17 protein-coding genes are annotated in these 21618 nt (G+C 39.6%); 12 read left to right on the top strand and 5 right to left on the bottom strand.

Annotated features, from left to right (window positions below; all coding sequences use genetic code 11):
* The first annotated feature begins 175 nt into the window (after window positions 1-175).
* On the top strand, window positions 176-631 hold the full coding sequence (locus R0J88_RS12125) for a hypothetical protein (RefSeq protein ID WP_006791203.1): 456 nt from the start codon (window positions 176-178) through the stop codon (window positions 629-631).
* A 70-nt stretch (window positions 632-701) separates the two neighbouring features.
* Here the strand turns inward: R0J88_RS12125 and R0J88_RS12120 are convergent, their stop codons facing one another.
* The 3 genes from R0J88_RS12120 to R0J88_RS12110 form a co-directional block, all read right to left on the bottom strand.
* Entirely contained in the window at window positions 702-2189 is a 1488-nt protein-coding gene (locus tag R0J88_RS12120) for an exopolyphosphatase (protein WP_410900041.1), read from the bottom strand.
* On the bottom strand, window positions 2182-4269 hold the full coding sequence (ppk1, locus tag R0J88_RS12115) for a polyphosphate kinase 1 (protein ID WP_039037977.1): 2088 nt from the start codon (window positions 4267-4269) through the stop codon (window positions 2182-2184). The genes R0J88_RS12120 and ppk1 overlap by 8 nt, the downstream gene beginning before the upstream one ends.
* Window positions 4270-4363: 94 nt before the next feature.
* Complete coding sequence (locus R0J88_RS12110) at window positions 4364-4870, bottom strand: glycine cleavage system protein R (RefSeq protein ID WP_006791200.1); 507 nt, start codon at window positions 4868-4870, stop codon at window positions 4364-4366.
* A gap of 365 nt (window positions 4871-5235) precedes the next feature.
* Between R0J88_RS12110 and R0J88_RS12105 the strand changes: the two genes are divergently transcribed.
* The 7 genes from R0J88_RS12105 to R0J88_RS12075 all read left to right on the top strand — a co-directional run bounded on the left by R0J88_RS12105 (window position 5236) and on the right by R0J88_RS12075 (window position 13879).
* Window positions 5236-7470, top strand: coding sequence for an ABC transporter permease subunit (locus tag R0J88_RS12105; RefSeq protein ID WP_006791199.1), 2235 nt, complete (start codon window positions 5236-5238; stop codon window positions 7468-7470).
* 15 nt (window positions 7471-7485) lie between these two features.
* Window positions 7486-9135, top strand: coding sequence for a phosphate ABC transporter permease PstA (gene pstA / locus R0J88_RS12100; RefSeq protein ID WP_010556662.1), 1650 nt, complete (start codon window positions 7486-7488; stop codon window positions 9133-9135).
* Between the two features lie 27 nt (window positions 9136-9162).
* The gene (gene pstB, locus R0J88_RS12095) at window positions 9163-9990 is read left to right on the top strand and encodes a phosphate ABC transporter ATP-binding protein PstB (protein ID WP_006791197.1); all 828 of its coding nucleotides are present in this window, start codon (window positions 9163-9165) and stop codon (window positions 9988-9990) included.
* Between the two features lie 46 nt (window positions 9991-10036).
* Complete coding sequence (gene phoU, locus R0J88_RS12090; protein ID WP_006791196.1) at window positions 10037-10738, top strand: phosphate signaling complex protein PhoU; 702 nt, start codon at window positions 10037-10039, stop codon at window positions 10736-10738.
* Between the two features lie 143 nt (window positions 10739-10881).
* Complete coding sequence (locus R0J88_RS12085; protein ID WP_006791195.1) at window positions 10882-11559, top strand: TIGR00153 family protein; 678 nt, start codon at window positions 10882-10884, stop codon at window positions 11557-11559.
* Window positions 11560-11598: 39 nt separating this feature from the next.
* Complete coding sequence (locus R0J88_RS12080) at window positions 11599-12867, top strand: inorganic phosphate transporter (protein WP_008130472.1); 1269 nt, start codon at window positions 11599-11601, stop codon at window positions 12865-12867.
* 82 nt (window positions 12868-12949) lie between these two features.
* Window positions 12950-13879, top strand: a complete 930-nt coding sequence (locus R0J88_RS12075) for a hydrogen peroxide-inducible genes activator (protein WP_203985269.1) — start codon at window positions 12950-12952, stop codon at window positions 13877-13879.
* A gap of 30 nt (window positions 13880-13909) precedes the next feature.
* Here the strand turns inward: R0J88_RS12075 and R0J88_RS12070 are convergent, their stop codons facing one another.
* Both R0J88_RS12070 and R0J88_RS12065 read right to left on the bottom strand, forming a co-directional pair.
* Window positions 13910-14122, bottom strand: a complete 213-nt coding sequence (locus tag R0J88_RS12070; protein ID WP_008130474.1) for a hypothetical protein — start codon at window positions 14120-14122, stop codon at window positions 13910-13912.
* Window positions 14123-14316: 194 nt separating this feature from the next.
* Window positions 14317-16833: an EAL domain-containing protein gene (locus tag R0J88_RS12065; RefSeq protein WP_410900040.1), complete on the bottom strand. Its 2517-nt coding sequence runs from the start codon at window positions 16831-16833 to the stop codon at window positions 14317-14319.
* A 193-nt stretch (window positions 16834-17026) separates the two neighbouring features.
* On the opposite strand from R0J88_RS12065, the gene queA reads away from it, so the two are divergent.
* From queA to secD, 4 genes are all read left to right on the top strand, one after another.
* On the top strand, window positions 17027-18058 hold the full coding sequence (gene queA / locus R0J88_RS12060) for a tRNA preQ1(34) S-adenosylmethionine ribosyltransferase-isomerase QueA (protein ID WP_410900039.1): 1032 nt from the start codon (window positions 17027-17029) through the stop codon (window positions 18056-18058).
* A gap of 184 nt (window positions 18059-18242) precedes the next feature.
* Complete coding sequence (tgt, locus tag R0J88_RS12055) at window positions 18243-19370, top strand: tRNA guanosine(34) transglycosylase Tgt (RefSeq protein ID WP_006791189.1); 1128 nt, start codon at window positions 18243-18245, stop codon at window positions 19368-19370.
* 25 nt (window positions 19371-19395) lie between these two features.
* Window positions 19396-19731 carry a preprotein translocase subunit YajC gene (gene yajC / locus R0J88_RS12050; protein WP_006791188.1) on the top strand — a complete coding sequence of 112 codons (336 nt, stop codon included), beginning with the start codon at window positions 19396-19398 and terminating at the stop codon, window positions 19729-19731.
* 19 nt (window positions 19732-19750) lie between these two features.
* Complete coding sequence (gene secD, locus R0J88_RS12045) at window positions 19751-21610, top strand: protein translocase subunit SecD (RefSeq protein WP_006791187.1); 1860 nt, start codon at window positions 19751-19753, stop codon at window positions 21608-21610.
* Window positions 21611-21618: the final 8 nt, after the last annotated feature.

Raw genomic sequence — 21618 nt, 5'->3', positions numbered from 1 at the left:
TGATAGGGTAATGACTTATCATTGCCCTATAAAAATTACCTATTGTCTGTAAGTTATTCTATTAATTTGTATTTTAATTTATTTTTAAAGTGTAACCCATTGTTTTTAATTGTGGTTTTTATTGGCATGATTCAAGCAACTAGTAACTCATAAGTTAACTAAGTAAGGAATGCACATGCAAGTTAAAACAATTAAAGAGGTATACGATTGGACAGTATTATTTCATACGCAAATGGCGGCTAACTTTCATAGCGTTAAACCAATACTTGATGAGCGTAATGCCATGCTGGTGGATTATTACCTTAATTACGAAAAAAAACTCGCTGAAGATTTAGTGGGTTTTAAAGCGATTACCGAAATTAACACGCTCGACACATTTTGTTATGAGTACTTTGCCAGTAACCCCGAACTTATTACGTTTAACGATATCAGCAAAGATAAGCAGTTAGATGAAAAAGCAATTCAAGATTACTTATCGAGTCAGCATCAAAAAGTTATTGCGCTTTACGATTACCTTCTTGAGCGTGCAGAAACGCAAAATGCGCAAGAGAAGCTAGCGCAGCTACTAGAGCTTGAAAAGCAAGGGCTTAAACAAATGATGCAAAGTACAAATCGCCATATGGATATGTAATTAGCTAAAGTATACATAGCTAAAAGTAGGGTGTAATTGCACCCTACTTAATTATTTACTCGTCAAAATATTATGAGCAGTTAAGACTTATTCCTACCTTTTTCAAATAACGTTGTTCTAGTTCTAAATCTGCATTAAGTAACGTGTGAGTTTGTAAATAATTATCGTAAAATTTAATAAAAAGCCCTGTGGCATTAGCGCTAATATTCATATTAGGTTGCTGGCTAATTTGGCGTTTTTGATTAAATAAAATAGCTAAGCGTAAAATAGTAACAAGCTTAATTACATGTTGCTGCGCGATTGTTGTGAACTCTGGTAATTCATCACGTTTAATTTTTTTTCGGTAAAAGCGAATTAGCGAGCTTAAAATGAGTTGTTCTTGCTGAGTAAAACCAGGAAGCTGGCTATTTGCCACAATGTAAGCGCTGTGTTTATTAATACCTGAAGAGTTAATAGACAAGCCAATTTCGTGTAGCTTAGCAGCCCAATTAAGAAGCGCTATGTCGTTATTATCATTTAGTTGCCACGCTTTGCTAAGGCGTTCGTATATCCAAGTAGCTGTATTAGCAACGCGTGAGGCATGGGCTTTATCTACGGTGTATCGTTCACTCAGGTTATTGATTGTATTGCTGCGAATGTCTTTATCGGCGAGTTTTTGCTGCATTTCATGAAGTAGCCCCTCTCTTAAAGAGAAGTCACTATAAGAGAGCTGATTGATTGAGAACTCTTTAAAAACAGCAATAAGAATGGCAAGTCCTCCACATAGACTCTGCTGACGCTCAGGCGTTAATCCTTCTATACTTATATTATCGACGTGTTCAGCGGCAATGCATTGCTGCTTAAGAGCCAGTAAATCGTCAATACTTACAAATGTTTGTTGCGGGTTTTGTGCACACACCATGGTTAAAATTGATTTAATAGTGCCTGATGTACCAATTACATCTTGCCAACCTTCGTTAATGTAGTTGGCAAAAATAACTTCGATTTCTTGTTCCGCTTTTATTTCAGCTCGATTAAAACGCTTAGCCGTAATAGCTCCACCACTAAAAAACTGTTTTGTGTAGCTAACACAGCCCATATTTCGGCTGGTAAGAAGCTTATGTTTGAAGTGCTTACCAATAATTAGTTCGGTACTGCCTCCGCCAATATCGATAATAAGGCGGTTCTCTTCGTTATGTACATAATGAGCCACACCTTGATAAATAAGCCGAGCTTCTTCTTGCCCTGGGATCACATCAATATGAAATGGAAATACCTTACTCGCCTGAGTTAAAAAGGCATGAATATTTTTGGCGCGCCTAAAAGTGTATGTAGCAGCTACTTTTACATTACCAGGAGGAAAGTCTTCAAGGGTGTTTGCAAACTGCTTAAGTACAAGTAGTGCACGGTCTATGGCTGCTTGGTTTAGTCTTAATTTATCGTCTAAGCCATCGGCTAAATAAACACGCTGTTTCTCTTTATGCAGAATTTGTAATGTGCCATCCACTTCGCGCGCAACGACCAAGTGAAAGCTATTCGAACCTAGATCGACGGCCGCTATTGATGGGTGATCATTCATTATTATAATTACCCTCCCATTTTTTTAAGTGATCGTATATTGCTATTTGTGAGCGAATTTTTTTTCTGTTACCGCGCCTAACATAGGTATTTTTTTGCTCGCTATCGATTAGCCGAGCTTTTGTGCGGTCTTTAAATTGTAGCTCTAAAATATCCATAATGAGCTGTTTTAATTTATTATTTAAAATAGGCACTCCCACTTCAACGCGTTGATCAAGATTGCGAGTCATCCAATCAGCGGAAGAAATATACACCTTATCATTGCCATTATTGCCAAATACCATTACGCGAGGATGCTCTAAAAAGCGATCAACAATGCTGATCACTTTTATGTTTTCGCTAAAGTGAGCCACCCCCGGTATTAATGAGCACATACCACGTACAATAATTCGGATTTTTACTCCACGACGACCGGCATAATAAAGTTTATCTACAAGTTGTTTATCAACTAAATTATTTACTTTAATTGTAATTTTTCCTGTGAAACCATCTTCAACATGCTGAATCTCTTTATCAATTAAATCCAATAAAGTGTCGCGAGCATTAATAGGGGAGAGCATTAAATATTCAAAATTAAAGGGCTTGTAGCTGCTTTCTATAAACTTAAATACGCTATCGCATTCTTCACAAATACCGTTATGTTTTGTGAAAAGGCTAAAGTCAGTGTAGATTTTAGCTGTTTTTTCGTGAAAGTTTCCGGTACCGATATGGGCGTATTTAACTATTTTGTTTTTTTCTTTACGGTGAATAACACATAGTTTGCTGTGCACTTTTAAGGCTGGAATACCAAAAATAACTTTTATTCCAGCACTGCTAAGAACTTTAGCCCATTCAATATTGTTCTGTTCATCAAAGCGTGCTTTAAGCTCAACCATTACCGTGACACTTTTGCCATTTTTAGCGGCATTGATGAGTAAAGAAATAAGCCGAGACTTACTCGCCACTCGATAAATATTTACTTTAATCTGCGTCACCATAGGATCAAATGCGGCTTGGCGAACATACTCCAGTAAATGATTAAATGTGTGATATGGGTAGTAGAGCAGTATGTCTTGCTCGCTTATTGCGTCAAATACGCTGCTGTGTTTGTTAAAAGCTGTGCTTTGTATGGCTGGAAGTGGTTTGTTTTCAAGGTACTGGCGACCGACATTAGGAAAAGCAATAAAATCTCTAAAGTTACGGTATCGACCCGCAGGTATCAGCGCATCATGATGACTCACGTTTAAACGTTTTTTCATCACTTTTAACATACTTTCTGGCATGCTCTCGTCGTAAACAAGGCGCACAGGCTCTGCATAAATACGTTGTTTAAGGCCCTTAGACATTTTATCGAGCAGACCTTCTTCTAGCTCATCGTCTAAATTGTATTCTGCATCTCGTGTGAGTTTTATTGCATGACCTTGAATTTTATCAAAGTGAAAAAAGTTACTAAAAACATCATTTAAAAAGTAAGAAATAACGTCATCAAGCATAACAATGGTTTTACGACGACGTGTCTTTTCAGGCGGTAATATAATAAAACGGGGTACTCGGTCTGTGGGGACTTCAAGCATAGCGTAGTGGCTTTTTTCGTCACTCATTTCAATAAACAAGTAAGTCATTGTGTCGTTTATATAGTCTGAGTAATCTTTATTTTCATTAAGTAAAATGGGTGATATATGCTGTAAAACCTTGTCATGAAAATACGCTTTAAGCCAATTAAGATGAAAGTCTGTTAATTTTTCGGGGCGATCTACATGGATATTATGAGTGGTTAAATCGTTTAAAATTTGTTGGTGTATTAGGTTAAATTTTTTGCCTAGCTGCAAAACTTTTTGTTGAATTTGACTTAATAAAGCTTCGTCTTCTTCAAAATTAGCATCGGGAAGTTTGTTTAATAAAATACGGCGTTTAACGTCGGCAACACGCACCCTAAAAAATTCATCAAGGTTATTAGAAAAAATCCCCAAAAACCGCATGCGTTCAATTATTGGATTATTTTTGTCTTTAGCCTCTTGTAGAACGCGCTCGTTGAATGACAGCCAACTAAGCTCTTTAGCAAAGTATTCAACGGTTTGAGTATGTTCTATGTGGGCATTCATATTATATTCCATTATCTAACGCTGAGTTAAATATAGAACAATTTAATGACATTAAAATGACATGCGTGTCACTTGTATGACACGCAATAAAAAATTATGCTTCTTCTGTGTCTACTATTAAGTCGCTGGTTATTGACTCAAGCGCATCAATTACTTCGTCTTTATCCATTCCGTTAGGTAAGGTAACGGTTGCAACAGCGCTAAAAATAGGGACTCCCCAATTAGGTGCGCTTTGTTGTCTAGAATTTAAATGAGTAATACTTGCTCCTTTGTGTCGTATTACGCTCGCGAGCTCTTGGACAATACCAGGGCGATCGTTTCCTGTGATCACTAAATTGATTTGTTCACGTGGTGAAGGTTCAATTTCAGTATTGCCAGCTTCAATACGCACTTCAAGTTTTGGTAAAGCGGTAAGCGCGTTTTGCAGTTCCTGAAAATGCTCTTCAGCAACTTCTAACTGAATAATCCCTGCAAAATGACCTAATAAATGGCTAAGGTTACTACATAACCAGTTGCCGTGATTTTTTAAAACTACCGATGAAATATCTTCTACTAAGCCTGGACGATCCTTTCCTAAAATAGTTATTACCAACTGTTTCATAAATTGTGCCTCTTTTTAAGCCCGAAGAATGTAAATGCGTAGGCATTAAATAAAATATGTTTTGATGCTGACGCGCTTTTATAGGTTAATGATTTTATTATGTTAATAATTAATTTAACGTGAATGAAAGAAAGGTAAGCGCATCCCTTAATTTACCATTTGAGTATTAACCTCGTTAAATGCTTTGTCCAATTATTTTTGTTATTTAGTTCCCTTCTAAATGACTAATCTAACGCTTAATTAATACAATAACTTATGCCACCTTAGATATACCTTTAATTAGAGTGCTTATTATGACCGTTGTAACATTACTGTCATCTTGATGAAATATAATTTATAGAACGTTAAGATTTAAAGGTGTTTTGATGACTTCCAATCCGAATAAACCGTCTTTTAATACGGATCGAAGCCGTCTATTTAAAGACAGGTTTGCCAAATTTGGCATAACCGCCGGTGGAGTAATGGTATTAATAGCGCTGTTGTTAATATTTTTCTACCTTCTTTATGTAGTACAGCCAATTTTTGAGTCGGCTAAAGTTGAAAAGCGTGACAGCTTCACAGTAAGTAACGCAGATCAAATAGTTGGCTTAGGTGTTGAAGAGCAAACCGAAGTTGCTTATTTACTAAGCCAGCAAGGCCAAGTTGATTTTTACAATGTAGAAAAAGCAAGTTTTGGTAAAAAACTCAAGACGCTTAATGTTGCTCTTCCAAGCGAAGTAACAAGCTTTGCAACGAGTGCACCGTTTCAGGGCCAATACGCCTATGGTTTAGAAAACGGCACTGTAATGGTGGTTGTACCTAAATTTTTAGTTACCTTTCCAAATAACGAACGCAAATTAACGCCACGCGTTGATTACCCGCTTGGTGAAATGGCGTTAGAAGTTGATGCTCAAGGCGCTGCTATCAAGCGTTTTGCGTTTACTCACTATGAAGATAAAACGGCGGTTGTTGCATTAACCGCAGATAAGCGCGTTTTGTTTAGCAGCTTTGTTGCTGAAGAAAATATGTTTACAGGTGAAGTAGAGTGGGTTGTTGAGCGAACAGAGCTTGATGTTGAAGGTCGTGTAGATGAGCTTTTAATTTCGCCAGATACAACACGTACGTTTATTCGTTCAGCTAACCAAATTTACGTTTATGATACGCGCTATCCGAGTGAAGTAGAGCAAATCCAGTTATTATCGGCTAATGAAGAAAACGCTAATATAGTGTCTGCTCAGTTACTTGCGGGTGCAAACTCATTAATGCTTGCTAACGATAACGGTGAAGTATCGCAGTGGTTTGAAGTAAACACAGACGCTGGTCGTCAGTTCCAAAAAATTCGTGCGTTTGAAACAACCAAACAAAGCAAATTAAATATTTTTACAGAATTTTATCGTCGTACTTTCTTTACTACCAGCAGCAACGGTGAGCTTGGTGTTTACTACACAACAAGCGAAGCTAAGTTGTGGCAGGGTAAAGTAAGTGAAGGCGAAATTAAACACTTTGCAATTGCTCCACGTTCAAATGCTGCGTTAATTTTAGCGGATGGCAAATTAACGGTATTAGAGGTTCACAACGAACACCCTGAAGTAACATGGTCTGCGTTATGGCAAGAAGTGTGGTACGAAGGTTACCCAGAGCCTGCATACATTTGGCAGTCAACATCTGCAAGTGATGACTTTGAATCTAAATTTTCGCTAGTGCCTATTTCGTTCGGTACAATTAAAGCGGCTTTTTACGCTATGTTATTTGCAGTACCCATTGCGATTTCGTCGGCAATTTACACTGCGTACTTTATGTCGAGTGGATTACGTAAGGTTGTAAAGCCAACCGTTGAAATAATGGAAGCACTTCCTACGGTTATTTTAGGCTTTTTAGCGGGCCTTTGGTTAGCGCCTTTAATTGAAGAGCACTTACCTGCAATTGTTGGCTTACTCATTTTATTACCTATTGGTATTTTAGGTTCAGCACTTGCGTGGACGAAGTTACCAGCAAGTATTCGCCATAAAATACCTGAAGGGTCTCATTCAATTATTTTGATTCCTGTTGTGTTAGTTGTTGGTTGGTTTTCGTTCGCAATGAGCGAAACAGTAGAGCTGTGGATGTTTGACGGTAATGTACGCCAGTATCTAACAAACGAGTTGGGCATGACATTCGACCAACGTAATTCATTGGTAGTGGGTATAGCAATGGGTTTTGCAGTGGTTCCAACTATTTTCTCTATTGCGGAAGACGCCGTATTTAGTGTACCTAAACACTTATCAAATGGTTCATTAGCACTAGGGGCTACTCAATGGCAAACACTCGTACGTGTTGTGCTATTAACTGCAAGCCCAGGTATATTCTCTGCGGTAATGATGGGCCTAGGCCGTGCCGTGGGCGAAACCATGATTGTACTCATGGCAACAGGTAACACACCGATTATGGACTGGAGTATTTTCCAAGGCATGAGAACGCTGGCAGCTAATATTGCGGTAGAAATGCCTGAATCAGAAGTAGGTAGCTCTCATTACAGAATATTGTTTTTAGCCGCCTTTGTACTATTCATATTCACCTTTGTATTTAACACGTTAGCTGAGTTTGTTCGTCAGCAGTTACGTGAAAAATACAGCTCAATGTAAGTGGAGAGACACGACATGGTAAAGCAGTGGTTTAAGTCTGGTTCTCCTTGGATTTGGATGACCGGCGGTGCAGTGAGCATCAGCTTAATTTCGGTTTTAGGTATATTAGCGATGATAGCCTGGAAGGGATTGAGTTTTTTCTGGCCTTCTCAAGTTGTACAGTTTGAGCTTGAAGGCTCGATTGCCAAGCAAACCGTTATTGGTGAGGTTTACGACCGTGAACTCGTACCAAAAGAACGTTTGGCAGCGACTGGTGTTGATGTTTCAGCATTTGATAAAGAAGAATTTGAACGTTTACTTATAAAAACAGGTAACCGTGAATACGTAGCTCTAGATTTTCGTTGGATACTTGAAACCGACATAAAAGCAAAGTCTACACCCGCTACGCTTGCAGTATTTGAACGTAGTAAAAATGGTAATTTTTACGGGTATGTAGAAGGTGTATTTAAAGACGGCAAGCCAGTAGAGGGCGATAAAGTAGAGGCTTTATATGACCTTGTTGAGCGTGCTGTAGATTTAAATGATGAAGCACTGGATTTACAAAATGGCGATATAGGTCATATCAACTATGAACTTGAGCGCTTACGCTTAAAAGAGAAAAGCTACTTACTTGATAACCAGTTAACAGATGAACGTGTTGCAGAGCTTGCAAAAACGCGTGCTGAATTACGTGCCGAGTACGGCGAACTTGAAAAAGAGTTATTTGCACTGCGTAAACAGGCAAAACGTGACCATGTTACGGTAAAAGATATGCGCGGGGAAATAGTTACGATCCCTATGTATCAAGTACTTGATGTGTGGTTTCCGAACGACATGGGCTTTTTTGCAAAGCTAGGCCATTACTTTGGTCAACTAGGCAAGTTTGTATCTGATGATCCTCGCGAAGCAAATACAGAAGGCGGTGTATTCCCTGCTATATTTGGTACTGTATTTATGGTTATGTTGATGGCTGTGATAGTAACGCCGTTTGGTGTTGTTGCTGCTATTTACTTGCACGAATACGCGGCTAAAAATGCGGTCACTAAAATGATTCGTATCGCGGTAATTAACTTAGCGGGTGTACCTTCTATTGTTTATGGTGTATTCGGCTTAGGCTTTTTTGTATATATGCTTGGTGGCAGTATTGACCAATTATTTTACCCAGAGTCTTCACCAACACCAGTATTTGGCACGCCGGGTGTAATGTGGTCTGCACTAACATTGGCAATACTAACGTTACCCGTGGTTATTGTATCTACGGAAGAGGGGTTATCACGTATTCCAAGCACTGTACGTGACGGTTCATTAGCATTGGGTGCAACTAAAGTTGAAACCCTATGGCGTATTGTAATTCCAATGGCAAGCCCTGCAATTATGACGGGGTTAATACTGGCTGTTGCACGTGCAGCAGGCGAAGTTGCGCCCCTGATGTTGGTAGGTGTTGTTAAAATGGCACCGACGTTACCATTAGACGGCAACTTTCCGTATTTTCACTTAGACAGAAAGTTCATGCACTTAGGCTTTCATATTTACGATGTTGGCTTCCAAAGCCCGAATGTTGAAGCGGCACGCCCGCTGGTATATGCAACGGCATTTTTACTTGTGTCGGTTATTATCACACTCAACATAACGGCCATTGGTATACGTAACCATTTACGTGAAAAATTCAGATCGCTTGAACACTAATTAGTAAAGATTTAATAGGTAACAAACATGATTACAGTCGCTCCAAAAGTAAACCAAGCCAATTTGGGCATGAAGTTAGATTTAGACAATTTAACAGACGAGCAAAAAGCGTTAGAGATTAAAGATCTCGATCTTTACTACGGTGATAAACAAGCGCTTAGTAAAGTGAATATGAATATTCCAAAAGGCCAAGTAACGGCGTTTATCGGTCCATCAGGTTGTGGTAAATCAACGCTATTACGCTGTATTAACCGCATGAATGATTTGGTTGATATTTGTCGAATTGAAGGTGAAATACTCCTTCATGGACAAAATATTTACGATAAAAATGTAGATGTTGCGGCGCTTCGCCGTAACGTTGGGATGGTGTTTCAGCGTCCTAATCCATTTCCAAAATCGATTTATGAAAATGTAGTCTATGGTCTACGCTTACAAGGCATTAAAGAAAAGCGTAAGTTAGACGAAGTAGTAGAGCAGTCATTACGTGGCGCTGCTTTATGGGATGAAGTAAAAGATAGACTGCATGATAGTGCGTTTGGTTTATCAGGCGGTCAGCAACAGCGTTTAGTTATTGCTCGTTCTATTGCGATAGAGCCTGAGGTTTTATTACTAGATGAACCAACGTCAGCACTTGATCCAATTTCGACTTTAGTTATTGAAGAACTAATTAACGATTTAAAGAATAAATTTACCGTTGTTATTGTTACGCATAACATGCAACAAGCAGCGCGAGTGTCTGACCAAACAGCCTTTATGTACATGGGTGAGCTGATTGAATACTCAGATACAAATACCTTATTTACAACACCAACAAAGAAAAAGACTGAAGATTATATTACAGGTCGTTACGGCTAAATAATTAACAGTATCGTGTTGTACAAGATTTAGAGAGAAGGTAATTATGGAACATAATATTAATAAGCATATTTCTGGTCGCTTTAATCAAGAGCTTGAAAATGTTCGTAACCATGTACTAAGCATGGGTGGGTTAGTTGAGCAACAACTAAGTAGTGCGCTTGATGCGGTAAGCACAAACGATGCAGAACTTGCAGAAAAAGTGCGTAAAAACGACTACAAAGTTAATGCTATGGAAGTGAGCATTGATGAAGAATGTACTCGTATTATTGCGCGTCGTCAGCCCGCTGCCAGCGATTTACGTTTGGTGATTGCGATTGCAAAAACTATTGCTGATTTAGAGCGTATTGGCGATGAAGCTGAGCGTATTGCAAAAGTGGCTCTCGATTCTTTCACTAAAGATCAACAAGATTTGTTAGTGAATATTGAAAATATGGGTCGTCAGGTTTTAAAAATGTTACACGATGTACTTGATGCGTTTGCACGTATGGATGTGCAACGCGCATTTGAAGTACACAAAGAAGATGCTAAAGTTGATCGTGAATATGAAGCCATAACACGTCAAATTATGACGTACATGATGGAAGATCCACGTTCTATTCCAAAAATCATGGATTTAGTTTGGTCAGTGCGTTCATTAGAGCGGATTGGCGACCGTTGTCAGAATATTGCTGAGTACATTATCTACTTTGTAAATGGTAAAGATATTCGCCATATATCACAGGAAGATATTGAAAAATCGCTTTAAAGTTCATTAGCGCATTTTAACAAAGCGGCTATAAGCCGCTTTGTTTATTTAGCTATAAGTTAAATAATAAAAACCGTTCACAATTGTTGTGAATACTGTAAAATCGCATGCTGCACGCATGTAATTTGATTAAAGGGTCAGTTATGCCTACAAACGCGTTTTTAGGAGTTTTTGCAAAATCTCCTTTCAAACCAATGGAAGATCACATCAAAAAAGTTCATCAAGCTAGTAAAGCTTTGATACCTTTTTTTAATCACGTTTTTAAAGAAGAGTGGACACAGGCAGAAGAGCTTCGTATCACTATTCGTAATTTAGAGCGTGAAGCCGATGACATGAAAAGAGACATACGTTTACAGTTACCACGCGGTTTATTTATGCCGGTAGAACGTACGGACCTGCTCGAGTTAGTAACCCAACAAGACAAAATTGCTAATAAAGCAAAAGACATTGCTGGGCGCGTAATCGGTCGTGAAATGACCATACCAGCAGTAATGCAAGCTGATTTCTTGGCTTACTTAACTCGTTGTGTGGATGCGACAAAACAAGCATCTAAAGCAATAAACGAGTTAGAAGAGCTATTAGAAACAGGCTTTAAAGGTCGCGAAGTGACCTTAGTAGAAAAAATGCTCGTTGAATTGGATGCAATAGAACAAGACACGGATGACATGCAAATTAAAGTACGCCGCCAACTACGTGAAGTAGAAAGTGAACTTAACCCTGTAGATGTAATGTTTTTATACAGCATTATTGAATGGGTTGGTGAGCTTGCAGATATTGCAGAGCGCGTAGGATCACGTCTTGAGCTGATGTTAGCTCGTTAATTTAAAATCAGTTCAAACACGAAAGATTAAGGTTATACAATGGATATCATTGCATCTTACGGCACGGTATTAGTTTTAATTGCCGCAGCTGTTGGTTTTTTCATGGCTTATGGTATTGGCGCGAACGACGTTGCGAACGCCATGGGTACATCTGTAGGTTCAAAAGCATTAACAATCAAACAAGCTATTTTAATAGCTATGATTTTTGAGTTTGCAGGTGCTTATTTGGCAGGTGGTGAAGTTACATCAACTATTCGTAAAGGAATAATTGATGCTGCACCGTTTGCGAATATTCCTGAACTGATGGTTTTAGGTATGATTGCCGCGCTATTTGCCGCGGGTTCATGGCTACTAATCGCTTCATTTTTAGGTTGGCCAGTATCAACAACTCACTCTATTATTGGTGCAATCATTGGTTTTGCGCTAGTTGCTGTGGGTACAGAAGCAATCCAGTGGAATAAAGTAGGCGGCATTGTAGGAAGCTGGATCATTACACCAGCTATATCCGGCTTTATTGCGTATCTAATATTCATGAGCGCGCAAAAGCTTATATTTGATACAGATGCACCATTAAAGAACGCTAAACGCTACGTACCAATCTACATGGGTTTAGCGGGTTTTATCATGGCTTTAGTTACAATCAAAAAGGGTTTAAAGCACGTTGGTATTAACCTAGGTTCTGTTGAAGGCTATGCGCTTTCAATTGGTGTTGCAGTGGTTGTTGCCATCATTGGTAAAATTGCTATTTCTCGCTTAAACATCGATCCTAAAGCTGATAAGCAAATGCAATTTAATAACGTAGAAAAAGTGTTTGCGGTATTAATGGTGTTAACCGCTTGTTGTATGGCATTTGCTCACGGTTCTAACGATGTTGCTAATGCAATTGGTCCACTAGCTGCTGTTGTAAATATTGTTGAAAACAACGGTGAAATTGCTAAGAAAGCAGCAATTGCATGGTGGATTCTTCCACTAGGTGGCTTTGGTATTGTTGCAGGTCTTGCCATTTTAGGTAAAAAAGTAATTAAAACAATTGGTGAAGGCATTACACATTTAACGCCTAGCCGTGGTTTTGCTGCAGAACTTGCCGCTGCTTCTACTGTTGTTATTGCATCAGGAACTGGTATGCCAATCTCTACTACTCAAACCTTAGTGGGTGCGGTACTAGGTGTAGGTATGGCACGTGGTATTGGTGCACTTAACATGAGCGTTATCAGAAACATTGTAGTTTCTTGGGTAATAACGTTGCCAGTTGGTGCTGCCCTTGCTATTGTTATCTTCTACGTACTGAGAACCGCATTTGGGGTTTAACAAAAAAGTACTAAAAGACTTTTAGCTTGAAAAGATCTCAATGCCCTAGGTATTGGGGTCTTTTTATTTGTGGAAAGAAAAAATGACCAATCTTCCAAGTATTAAACAGCTTCAGTATTTACTCGCTGTTCACCAGCATCAGCACTTTGGCCGTGCAGCCAGTGCCTGTTTTATTGGCCAGTCGACACTAAGCAGTGCCATTCAAAATCTTGAAGAAACGCTGGGTTGTCAACTTATTGAGCGTGAAAACCGAAGCCTTATGTTTACAAGCATAGGTGAAGAGGTTGTTGAGCGTTCACGAAAAATAATTAACGACACTATCAGTTTAAAAGAGCTTACAAAAAGCTTTTTAACGCCGCTCAGCGGTAAGTTAACCGTTGGCGTAATCCCTACTATTGCAAGCTTTATTGCAGCGCCTTTGTATCACTTTTGTCAGCAAACTTTTTGTGAATTAGAGTTGGTACTAATAGAGGATACCAGCGACAAATTACTGGATAAGCTAGAGCATGGACACATTGATTTAGCGTTACTGGCATTACCGTATGCAACCGACAAGTTTCATACCCAAATTTTAGCAAAAGATCATTTTAGCTTAGTGCACCATAAAGATTATATGCCTGCAAAGGGCGTAGAAGACTTTAATCTATTACCTGATGCCAGTGTGTTTTTGTTAGAGCGAGAGCACTGTATGACAGGGCACGCGCTGAGTGCGTGCCATTTAAACCGCTCTAGCTGTATTAACCCATTTGAAGCGGCCAGCTTACATACATTACTCAGTATGGTTGAACACCAGCTCGGGGTGACCTTTTTACCACAAATGGCCATTAATGCCGGTATTTTAGAAAATAAACAGATGGTAGCCACACCGTCGCAAAGCGATGCTTACAGAGATATTGGTATTCTCTGGCGAAAAACTACTGGACGTATTCGCGATTTTAAATTGTTTAGCGAGCAGCTTGAGGTGTTTTTACAACGCCAATGTAGTTTAAACTTTAATGAGCCAAGCAATTAAAGTTAACCGCTATTAAAAAATTAAAGCAGCCTACAATGGCTGCTTTTGACGTTGAACATGGCTTTCAAATGGCTCCAGTTCAGGTAAAAAAAGTAAGTAAATCCATACCACTACATTAAAGTAGGGCACGCATCCTAATACGGTAAATACTTTGACGGGGTAACCTTTTAAACTTGAATACCTGTAACATTGGTACGCAATAATAAGGTGAATTATCAGTAATAATATAACTAGTTGCGCCATACCTTCCTCCCTAAAACCCTTGTAGCTTGTAATCAACCATGTATTGATTGGGGGTTGATGTCATGTTTATACAGCGTAATCCTTTAAATTACATGACATCCTCTTTATCTGATAAGGAAAGTATAGGCAAGAAAGAAAATAATGGAAGAAAAAAGTGACGTTAAATTGTTCGAATTTGTTAGTTTTACCCTAGGCTACTGTTGGTAAATACTTTTATTTTGATAAATTTTTTCAAGCTCATCATTTATTTTTTCAACTGGAACGGGGCGAGCAATAAAGTAGCCTTGTCCGTAGTCGACACCAATGTCTCTTAAAGTAGTAAATAATTCTTTATTTTCAACGTATTCCGCAACAGAATATTTATTAAGTGAGCGGCTGATATCGTTAATAGCCTTTACTAAAGCAAGGTCTATTGGGTCATTAAGCATGTCGCGAACAAACGAGCCATCTATTTTCACATGTTGAGCAGGCAGCTGTTTTAGGTAACTAAAGGTACTAAAGCCAGTCCCAAAATCGTCTATTGAGAAGTGACACCCTAAAGAGTTAAGTTTATCAATCATCTTACGTGTAGCTTGTATGTTATTTATGCTTGCGGATTCGGTGATCTCAAAAATAATCCGTGTGGCGGGAACATTGTACTTTTCAAGGTTCGATTCAATGAGTGGTAGCAGCCGTTCATCTAAGAATGATTGTGCAGATAGATTAATAGCAACTTGGCTAAGTTGAGGGTATTTTGCAACACTGGCAATTGCATTTCTAATTACGCACTGATCCATTAAAAAGGTGTCGTTAAGCATTTCTAGAGACGGAATAAACTGATTAGGGTAAATAAGAGTGCCTTCATGCTTTAAGCGCAATAGTGCCTCAAAGTAAGCAACTTTTTCTGCTTTAAAATCCCATATAGGCTGGTAATGCAATTCAATATTATTCTGTTTAAGTGCTTGGCGGATTTCGTGTCCCCACTCAAGACCTGTTTGAAGTGTATTGTTGTGCGCATCTTCTTTTGAATAGCAATGTACTAAGTTACGGCCTAAGTTTTTTGCAATATACAAAGCAATGTCGGCTTGTTTTAAACACTCATTAGGGTCGTTATTGTTTACTGTAATTTGCGTTAAGCCGATAGAGCAGCTTATTGTGTAGCTTTGCTCGTTTGACTTAAAGGTATGCTGCTCTATGGCACTACAGACACCTTCTGCAATAAGGTGCGCATCGAGTAGGTTCATATTTTTTAGAAGGACGGCAAATTCATCGCCACCAATGCGACATACTAAGTGTTCTTTTTCAATGTTGTCTTTAAACAGCTGAGCCACATCTTTTAACACCAAGTCGCCTTGATGATGACCTTGGCTATCATTAATAATTTTAAAATGATCAAGGTCAATGTAAATCAAGGCATGCTCAATATCGCTGTGAGTATGTTTGGGTTTACAAATACGACTTAGCTCTTGGTCAAAGTGGTATCGGTTGTGTAGGCCAGTTAATGGATCATGCAGCGCAAGGTGGCGTAATTGAAGTTCGGCTTGCTTACGCTCGTGAATGTTATCAATAGTGACAGTGATCGTTGCATTATTGCGTCTGTTTTTAATTAGCTGCAACCTACATTCAACCCAAATTTGGCCACCGTTTTTATGTTGGAGTTTTATTTCTATTTGCTGATGATCGTTCCCACCACCGAGTATATCGTCGATGGTTGCTTTGAGCTTTATCTGACATTCACCAGTATAAAATTGCGTTAGGCTTTTTTGCAGGCTTGTTTTAACGCCAAAACCACTTAAGGTTTCCCAGGCTGGATTTATAAAGCGAATTTTTCCTAACTGGTCGAGCTCAAGAACAACAGTATTAAGGTGCAATAATATGCGCTGATGAGCTGAGAATAGTTCTTTATACCTCACTTCGCTTACGCTTAACTGCTCTACTTTTTGAGCAAATTCAGCGTAGCTCACCATAAAGTCTTCTCGACGAGCGGCATGATCACATACTTTATTTAAAAATGAAGGTTCGTAAGGGGCGCGAATAAAATCGGTTACGCCCGATAACAAAAGCTGTTCGGCATAATCTGCATCAGCGCTATCTATAATAGTAACAATGGCTTGCTTTGGGTTATGTTGTAAAATATTTTCGACAAGCAAGCTAGATTCATCGGTTTTTTCTTGAGTGGTATCAAGCAGTACGATTGAGAACTGTTGTTGGTTGTACTGGTTCAGTGCGGCTTTACACGTTGTGACATGTGTAATAGCAAAATTTAGTTTTAGTTCTTCAGTTATAGACTCCGCTTTATTTGTCTGGGGCTCTAACAAAAGTAGGTTTAGTCGACTGCTTTTTTCTAAATGTGTAGATAAAACATTAGCCAGAACTTGCGGTAGCATATCTTGGTTTTCAAAAGGCAAAACAGCATCGATTCCGTAACTACGGGCGGTTGTTTCTGCAATTCGTTCGCAATAAGTCGGGGGCATCAACAAAATAGGGGTGTTTTTAGGGGTTTTTAATAGCCCTGAGCGAATCATACGAGAAAAACGCCAACCGTCTATTTTACCCACATTTAATCCAGTGATAATAATATCAACCGGTTGTTGCTTAAGAGTTTTAAGAGCTTCCTGGCTATCATTTGCTTCAATAAAGCTAAATACGTTAAGCTTTTTTAAAGTATCTTTAATCACCCTGCGCTCAGCACGGCTTGCATTTAAAATCAGCAAATTTAATTGTTCTGCCACGCAGGAGATCCTAAAAATCGTAATTTACTACCATTACTAAGGGTAATAAGTTTTGTTAGTAAGAACAAGTAGATTTGAATAATCCCCCCGAATAGAGGGATGCTCAGGTTTACAGTAGTTGGATTGGCTTCTTGAGCTTAATTGACGATAGATATACACTTGGCGCGATTTTTAATGATGTGGATTACCAACTATGCGCGTAGCTGACTTTAGTTTTGACTTACCCGATGAATTAATTGCTCGCTTTCCAAAAAAAGATCGTACGAGTAGCCGCTTATTAAGCCTCGATGGTCCAACAGGGGAGATAAGCCATAAAGTATTTAGTGATATTCTTGAGCTAGTTAACGAAAACGACTTACTCATCTTTAATAATACGCGAGTAATACCAGCACGTATGTTTGGCCAAAAAGCATCGGGCGGTAAGGTTGAGGTACTTGTAGAACGAGTATTGGATGAACACCGTGTGCTTGCTCATGTTCGTGCAAGTAAATCATTAAAACCAGGCAATGAGGTTATTTTAGAAGGCAAAGCTAAAGCCACTATGATTGCCCGTCACGACACCTTATTTGAGCTGGAATTTGATCACAGCAAAAATGTACTCGATACACTTAACGATATTGGTCACATGCCGTTACCGCCTTATATCGATAGACCAGATGACGAAGCTGACCGCGAACGTTATCAAACAGTATATGGTGAAAAACCAGGGGCTGTGGCAGCACCTACAGCAGGCTTACATTTTGACGAGCCGCTTATGGCTGCGCTTAAAAATAAAGGTGTAAACATGGCCTTTGTCACGTTACACGTAGGCGCAGGTACATTTCAGCCGGTACGTGTAGAGACCATTGACGAACACGTCATGCACTCAGAATACATTGAAGTACCACAAGATGTTGTGGACGCTGTAGCACAGACTAAAGCGAGCGGTGGGCGAGTGATTGCTGTTGGTACTACATCAATGCGTTCGCTCGAATCAGCTGCAAAAATACATGGCGGTCAATTAGATACTTACTTTGGCGATACCGATATTTTTATTTTTCCGGGTTACCAATTTAACGTCGTCGATGCCATGGTCACTAATTTCCATTTACCTGAGTCAACTTTAATTATGTTGGTGAGCGCGTTCAGCGGACAAGACAACATAATGGGTGCCTACAACACAGCAATAGAACAAAAATATCGCTTTTTTAGTTATGGCGATGCTATGTTTTTAACACGTAAATAGCGCTGTTTTATTTATTATCAAATATAACTAACACTCAACCCCAGCATACTTGCTGGGGTTTTTAGTTGCATATGATTATAACGAGCGAATTTACCGCAGCTAATAGTATTAGCAGTGCAAAAAGGGTAGAATCGAGCGGTTAAATTATAGCTTGTTGGACTGTTTTTCCGACATTGAGGATGATATGAAATTTGAATTAGACCGCACCGACGGTAAAGCGCGCCGTGGCCGCTTGATTTTTGACCGTGGTGTAATAGAAACACCTGCATTTATGCCAGTAGGTACTTACGGTACTGTTAAAGGCATGACACCTGATGAAGTTAAAGCAACAGGTGCGCAAATTTGTTTAGGTAATACCTTTCACTTAATGCTTCGCCCTGGTACTGAAATTATTAAGCAGCACGGTGATTTGCACGACTTTATGAATTGGGACTTCCCAATTTTAACTGACTCAGGCGGCTTCCAAGTATTTAGTCTTGGCGCAATGCGTAAAATTACCGAAGAAGGTGTTTTGTTTCAGTCACCTGTAAACGGTGACCAAATAATGATGTCGCCAGAAAAATCAATGGAAGTGCAACGTGATTTAGGGTCAGATATTGTAATGATATTTGACGAATGTACACCATACCCTGCTACTGAAAAAGAAGCTAAAGACTCTATGGAGTTGTCTCTTCGTTGGGCTAAACGCTCAAAAGAAGGTCACGGCGATAACCCTTCTGCGTTATTTGGTATTATTCAAGGTGGTATGTACCCAGAATTACGTGCACAATCACAAGCCGGTTTAGAAGAAATTGGCTTTGACGGCTATGCACTTGGTGGTTTATCAGTTGGTGAACCTAAAAACGAAATGATGAATATTCTTGATCATTGTGCGTACAAAATGCCTGAAAATAAGCCGCGTTACTTAATGGGTGTTGGCAAGCCAGAAGATTTGGTTGAATCGGTACGCCGTGGCATAGATATGTTTGACTGTGTTATGCCAACGCGTAATGCGCGTAATGGTCACTTATTTATTACCACCGGTATTATTAAAATACGTAACGCAGTGCATAAAACAGATACCGGTCCACTCGACCCTGATTGTGATTGCCATACGTGTAAAAATTACTCGCGTGCTTATTTACATCACCTTGATAAATGTAACGAAATTTTAGGTGCACGACTAAACACAATACATAACTTACGTTACTATCAGCGTGTTATGGAAGGCCTGCGCAATGCAATTAGCGAAGGTAAACTAGAAGAATTTGTAAAAGATTTTTACGCTCGCCGCGGCCAAGAAGTGCCAGAGCTTGCAGATATAAAAAATTAAACTTTAAATTTAAAGAGGAAGTATTATGAGTTTATTTATTTCAAACGCACACGCATCAGCTGGCGCACCTGCAGCCGGTGGCGGCATGGAAATGCTAATCATGTTAGCTATTTTCGGTTTAGTTTTTTACTTTTTAATTTACCGCCCACAAGCTAAGCGTGTTAAAGAGCATAAAGGCTTAATGAATGCGATGGCTAAAGGCGATGAAGTGCTAACCCAAGGTGGCTTAGTAGGTAAAATTGTTAAAATTGCAGAAGATAAAGATTTCATCGTTATCTCTTTAAATGAGCAAGCAGAAGTTACAGTTCAAAAAGCGTCTGTATCTGCTGTATTGCCAAAAGGCACAATGAAGTCGCTATAAAAATAATAAGGACGACCCCGTGTTAAACAAGTTTCCAGTGTGGAAGTATTTACTTGTTTTAGCTGTGGTTGCCATTGGCCTTTTATATGCCTCTCCAAACTTGTATGGCCGTGACCCGGCTATACAAGTTTCGGGCGCTAAAGGTGCTGATGTTGATCTCAGTGTAGTAGACAAAGTAAACGCAACCCTTAAAAAACATAACGTAGCAGTTAAATCAACCAAGCTTGAAGGCGGTCAAATACTTGTTCGTTTTAAAAATGTTGAAGAGCAATTAAAAGCACAAGATTTACTGCGTGACTCGCTAAGTGACGATTACATTTCAGCCATTAATATGGCGCCGGCTCAACCTCTTTGGTTAAAATCCCTTGGCGGAAATCCAATGAAGTTAGGTCTAGATTTAAGTGGTGGCGTACATTTCACCATGGAAATCGACATGGCAACAGCGGTTGATAACCAGCTTGAGCAAATGGAGCAAGATTTCCGTAGCGATCTACGCGAAGAAAAACTTCGTTATCGCAGCGTTCGTCGCGTGGCTGGCTCTGACCGTATGCGTGTTGAAATGCGTAATGAAGAAGATAAAAATGCTGCAGAGCGCTTTTTAGAATCTCGTTACCCACTTAACGTATACATTGATGACAGCAGTAACGATAATGCATTTTTTGCCACTATGAGTGAGCAAAAGCTGAAAGAGATTCGTGACTACGCCATCAAGCAAAACGAAACAATCATTCGTAATCGTATCAACCAAATTGGTGTTGCAGAGCCAAACGTACAGCGCCAGGGTGCTGAACGTATTATTGTGCAATTACCCGGTGTGCAAGATACCGCTCGTGCTAAAGAAATTTTAGGTGCGACAGCAACGCTTGAATTTCGTGAAGTAGACGAAAACGCCGATCCAAGCGCTGCCGCTCAAGGCCGTATCCCTGCCGGCACTGAAATGATCATGAGCCGCGACGGTTACCCTGTGGTACTTAAAAAACGCATCATTCTTGAAGGTAGCCATATCACTGGCGCGCAATCTGGCGCAGATGAATACCAACGCCCACAAGTAAGCATTTCACTCGACAGCAAAGGCGGTTCAAAAATGAATGCCTTTACTAAGCGTGCTATTGGCAAGCGTATGGCAACGGTATTTATTGAATACAAACCATCGGGTAAAAAAGACGAAAACGGAAAAGCACTTCCGCCTATTAAGGTAGAAGAGGTTATTAACGTGGCAACGATTCAAGCTCGTTTAGATCGCTCTTTTCGTATTACCGGTATCGATAACCCAGCTGAAGCACATAACTTAAGTTTATTGCTTCGCGCAGGTGCACTTGTTGCGCCAATTCAAATTGTTGAAGAGCGTACAGTGGGGCCAAGCTTAGGCCAAGAAAACATTGAAGCAGGTATGACTGCGGTTGCACTTGGTTTTGCGTTTGTACTTGCCTTTATGCTTATTTATTACAAAGGGTTTGGCTTAGTGGCTAACTTAGCGCTTGCGGCAAACTTGGTGCTTATTGTTGGCATAATGTCACTTATTCCAGGCGCTACGTTAACCTTGCCGGGTATTGCAGGTATTGTACTGACAGTTGGTATGGCGGTTGATGCTAACGTACTTATTTTTGAACGTATCCGTGAAGAGCTGGCCGATGGTCGTAGCCCGCAACAAGCCGTTCATTTTGGTTACGATAGCGCATTCAGTACTATATTTGATGCCAATATCACTACGTTAATTGCGGCAGTTATATTGTTTGCTGTGGGCACGGGCCCAATTGCAGGCTTTGCCGTTACATTAGCTATTGGTATTTTAACTTCAATGTTTACAGCCATTGTTGGTACCCGAGCGGTGATCAACTTATTTATTGGTGGTAAACGCATTGATAAACTTTCTATTTAAGGAGCAGA

The sequence above is a fragment of the Pseudoalteromonas sp. SIMBA_162 genome (assembly GCF_046535955.1).
In the GTDB taxonomy this organism is placed as follows: domain Bacteria; phylum Pseudomonadota; class Gammaproteobacteria; order Enterobacterales; family Alteromonadaceae; genus Pseudoalteromonas; species Pseudoalteromonas marina.
This window is presented reverse-complemented; position numbering and strand designations above follow the sequence as displayed.

Excerpts from the sequence above, each read along its gene's own strand:
- R0J88_RS12125 (WP_006791203.1), top strand. The coding sequence starts at position 176 with ATGCAAGTTAAAACAATTAAAGAGGTATACGATTGGACAGTATTATTT.
- yajC (WP_006791188.1), top strand. The coding sequence starts at position 19,396 with ATGAGTTTATTTATTTCAAACGCACACGCATCAGCTGGCGCACCTGCA.
- ppk1 (WP_039037977.1), bottom strand. The coding sequence starts at position 4,269 with ATGAATGCCCACATAGAACATACTCAAACCGTTGAATACTTTGCTAAA.
- R0J88_RS12110 (WP_006791200.1), bottom strand. The coding sequence starts at position 4,870 with ATGAAACAGTTGGTAATAACTATTTTAGGAAAGGATCGTCCAGGCTTA.
- phoU (WP_006791196.1), top strand. The coding sequence starts at position 10,037 with ATGGAACATAATATTAATAAGCATATTTCTGGTCGCTTTAATCAAGAG.
- pstB (WP_006791197.1), top strand. The coding sequence starts at position 9,163 with ATGATTACAGTCGCTCCAAAAGTAAACCAAGCCAATTTGGGCATGAAG.
- R0J88_RS12075 (WP_203985269.1), top strand. The coding sequence starts at position 12,950 with ATGACCAATCTTCCAAGTATTAAACAGCTTCAGTATTTACTCGCTGTT.
- R0J88_RS12105 (WP_006791199.1), top strand. The coding sequence starts at position 5,236 with ATGACTTCCAATCCGAATAAACCGTCTTTTAATACGGATCGAAGCCGT.
- tgt (WP_006791189.1), top strand. The coding sequence starts at position 18,243 with ATGAAATTTGAATTAGACCGCACCGACGGTAAAGCGCGCCGTGGCCGC.
- R0J88_RS12080 (WP_008130472.1), top strand. The coding sequence starts at position 11,599 with ATGGATATCATTGCATCTTACGGCACGGTATTAGTTTTAATTGCCGCA.
- R0J88_RS12070 (WP_008130474.1), bottom strand. The coding sequence starts at position 14,122 with ATGGCGCAACTAGTTATATTATTACTGATAATTCACCTTATTATTGCG.
- R0J88_RS12085 (WP_006791195.1), top strand. The coding sequence starts at position 10,882 with ATGCCTACAAACGCGTTTTTAGGAGTTTTTGCAAAATCTCCTTTCAAA.
- pstA (WP_010556662.1), top strand. The coding sequence starts at position 7,486 with ATGGTAAAGCAGTGGTTTAAGTCTGGTTCTCCTTGGATTTGGATGACC.
- queA (WP_410900039.1), top strand. The coding sequence starts at position 17,027 with ATGCGCGTAGCTGACTTTAGTTTTGACTTACCCGATGAATTAATTGCT.
- R0J88_RS12120 (WP_410900041.1), bottom strand. The coding sequence starts at position 2,189 with ATGAATGATCACCCATCAATAGCGGCCGTCGATCTAGGTTCGAATAGC.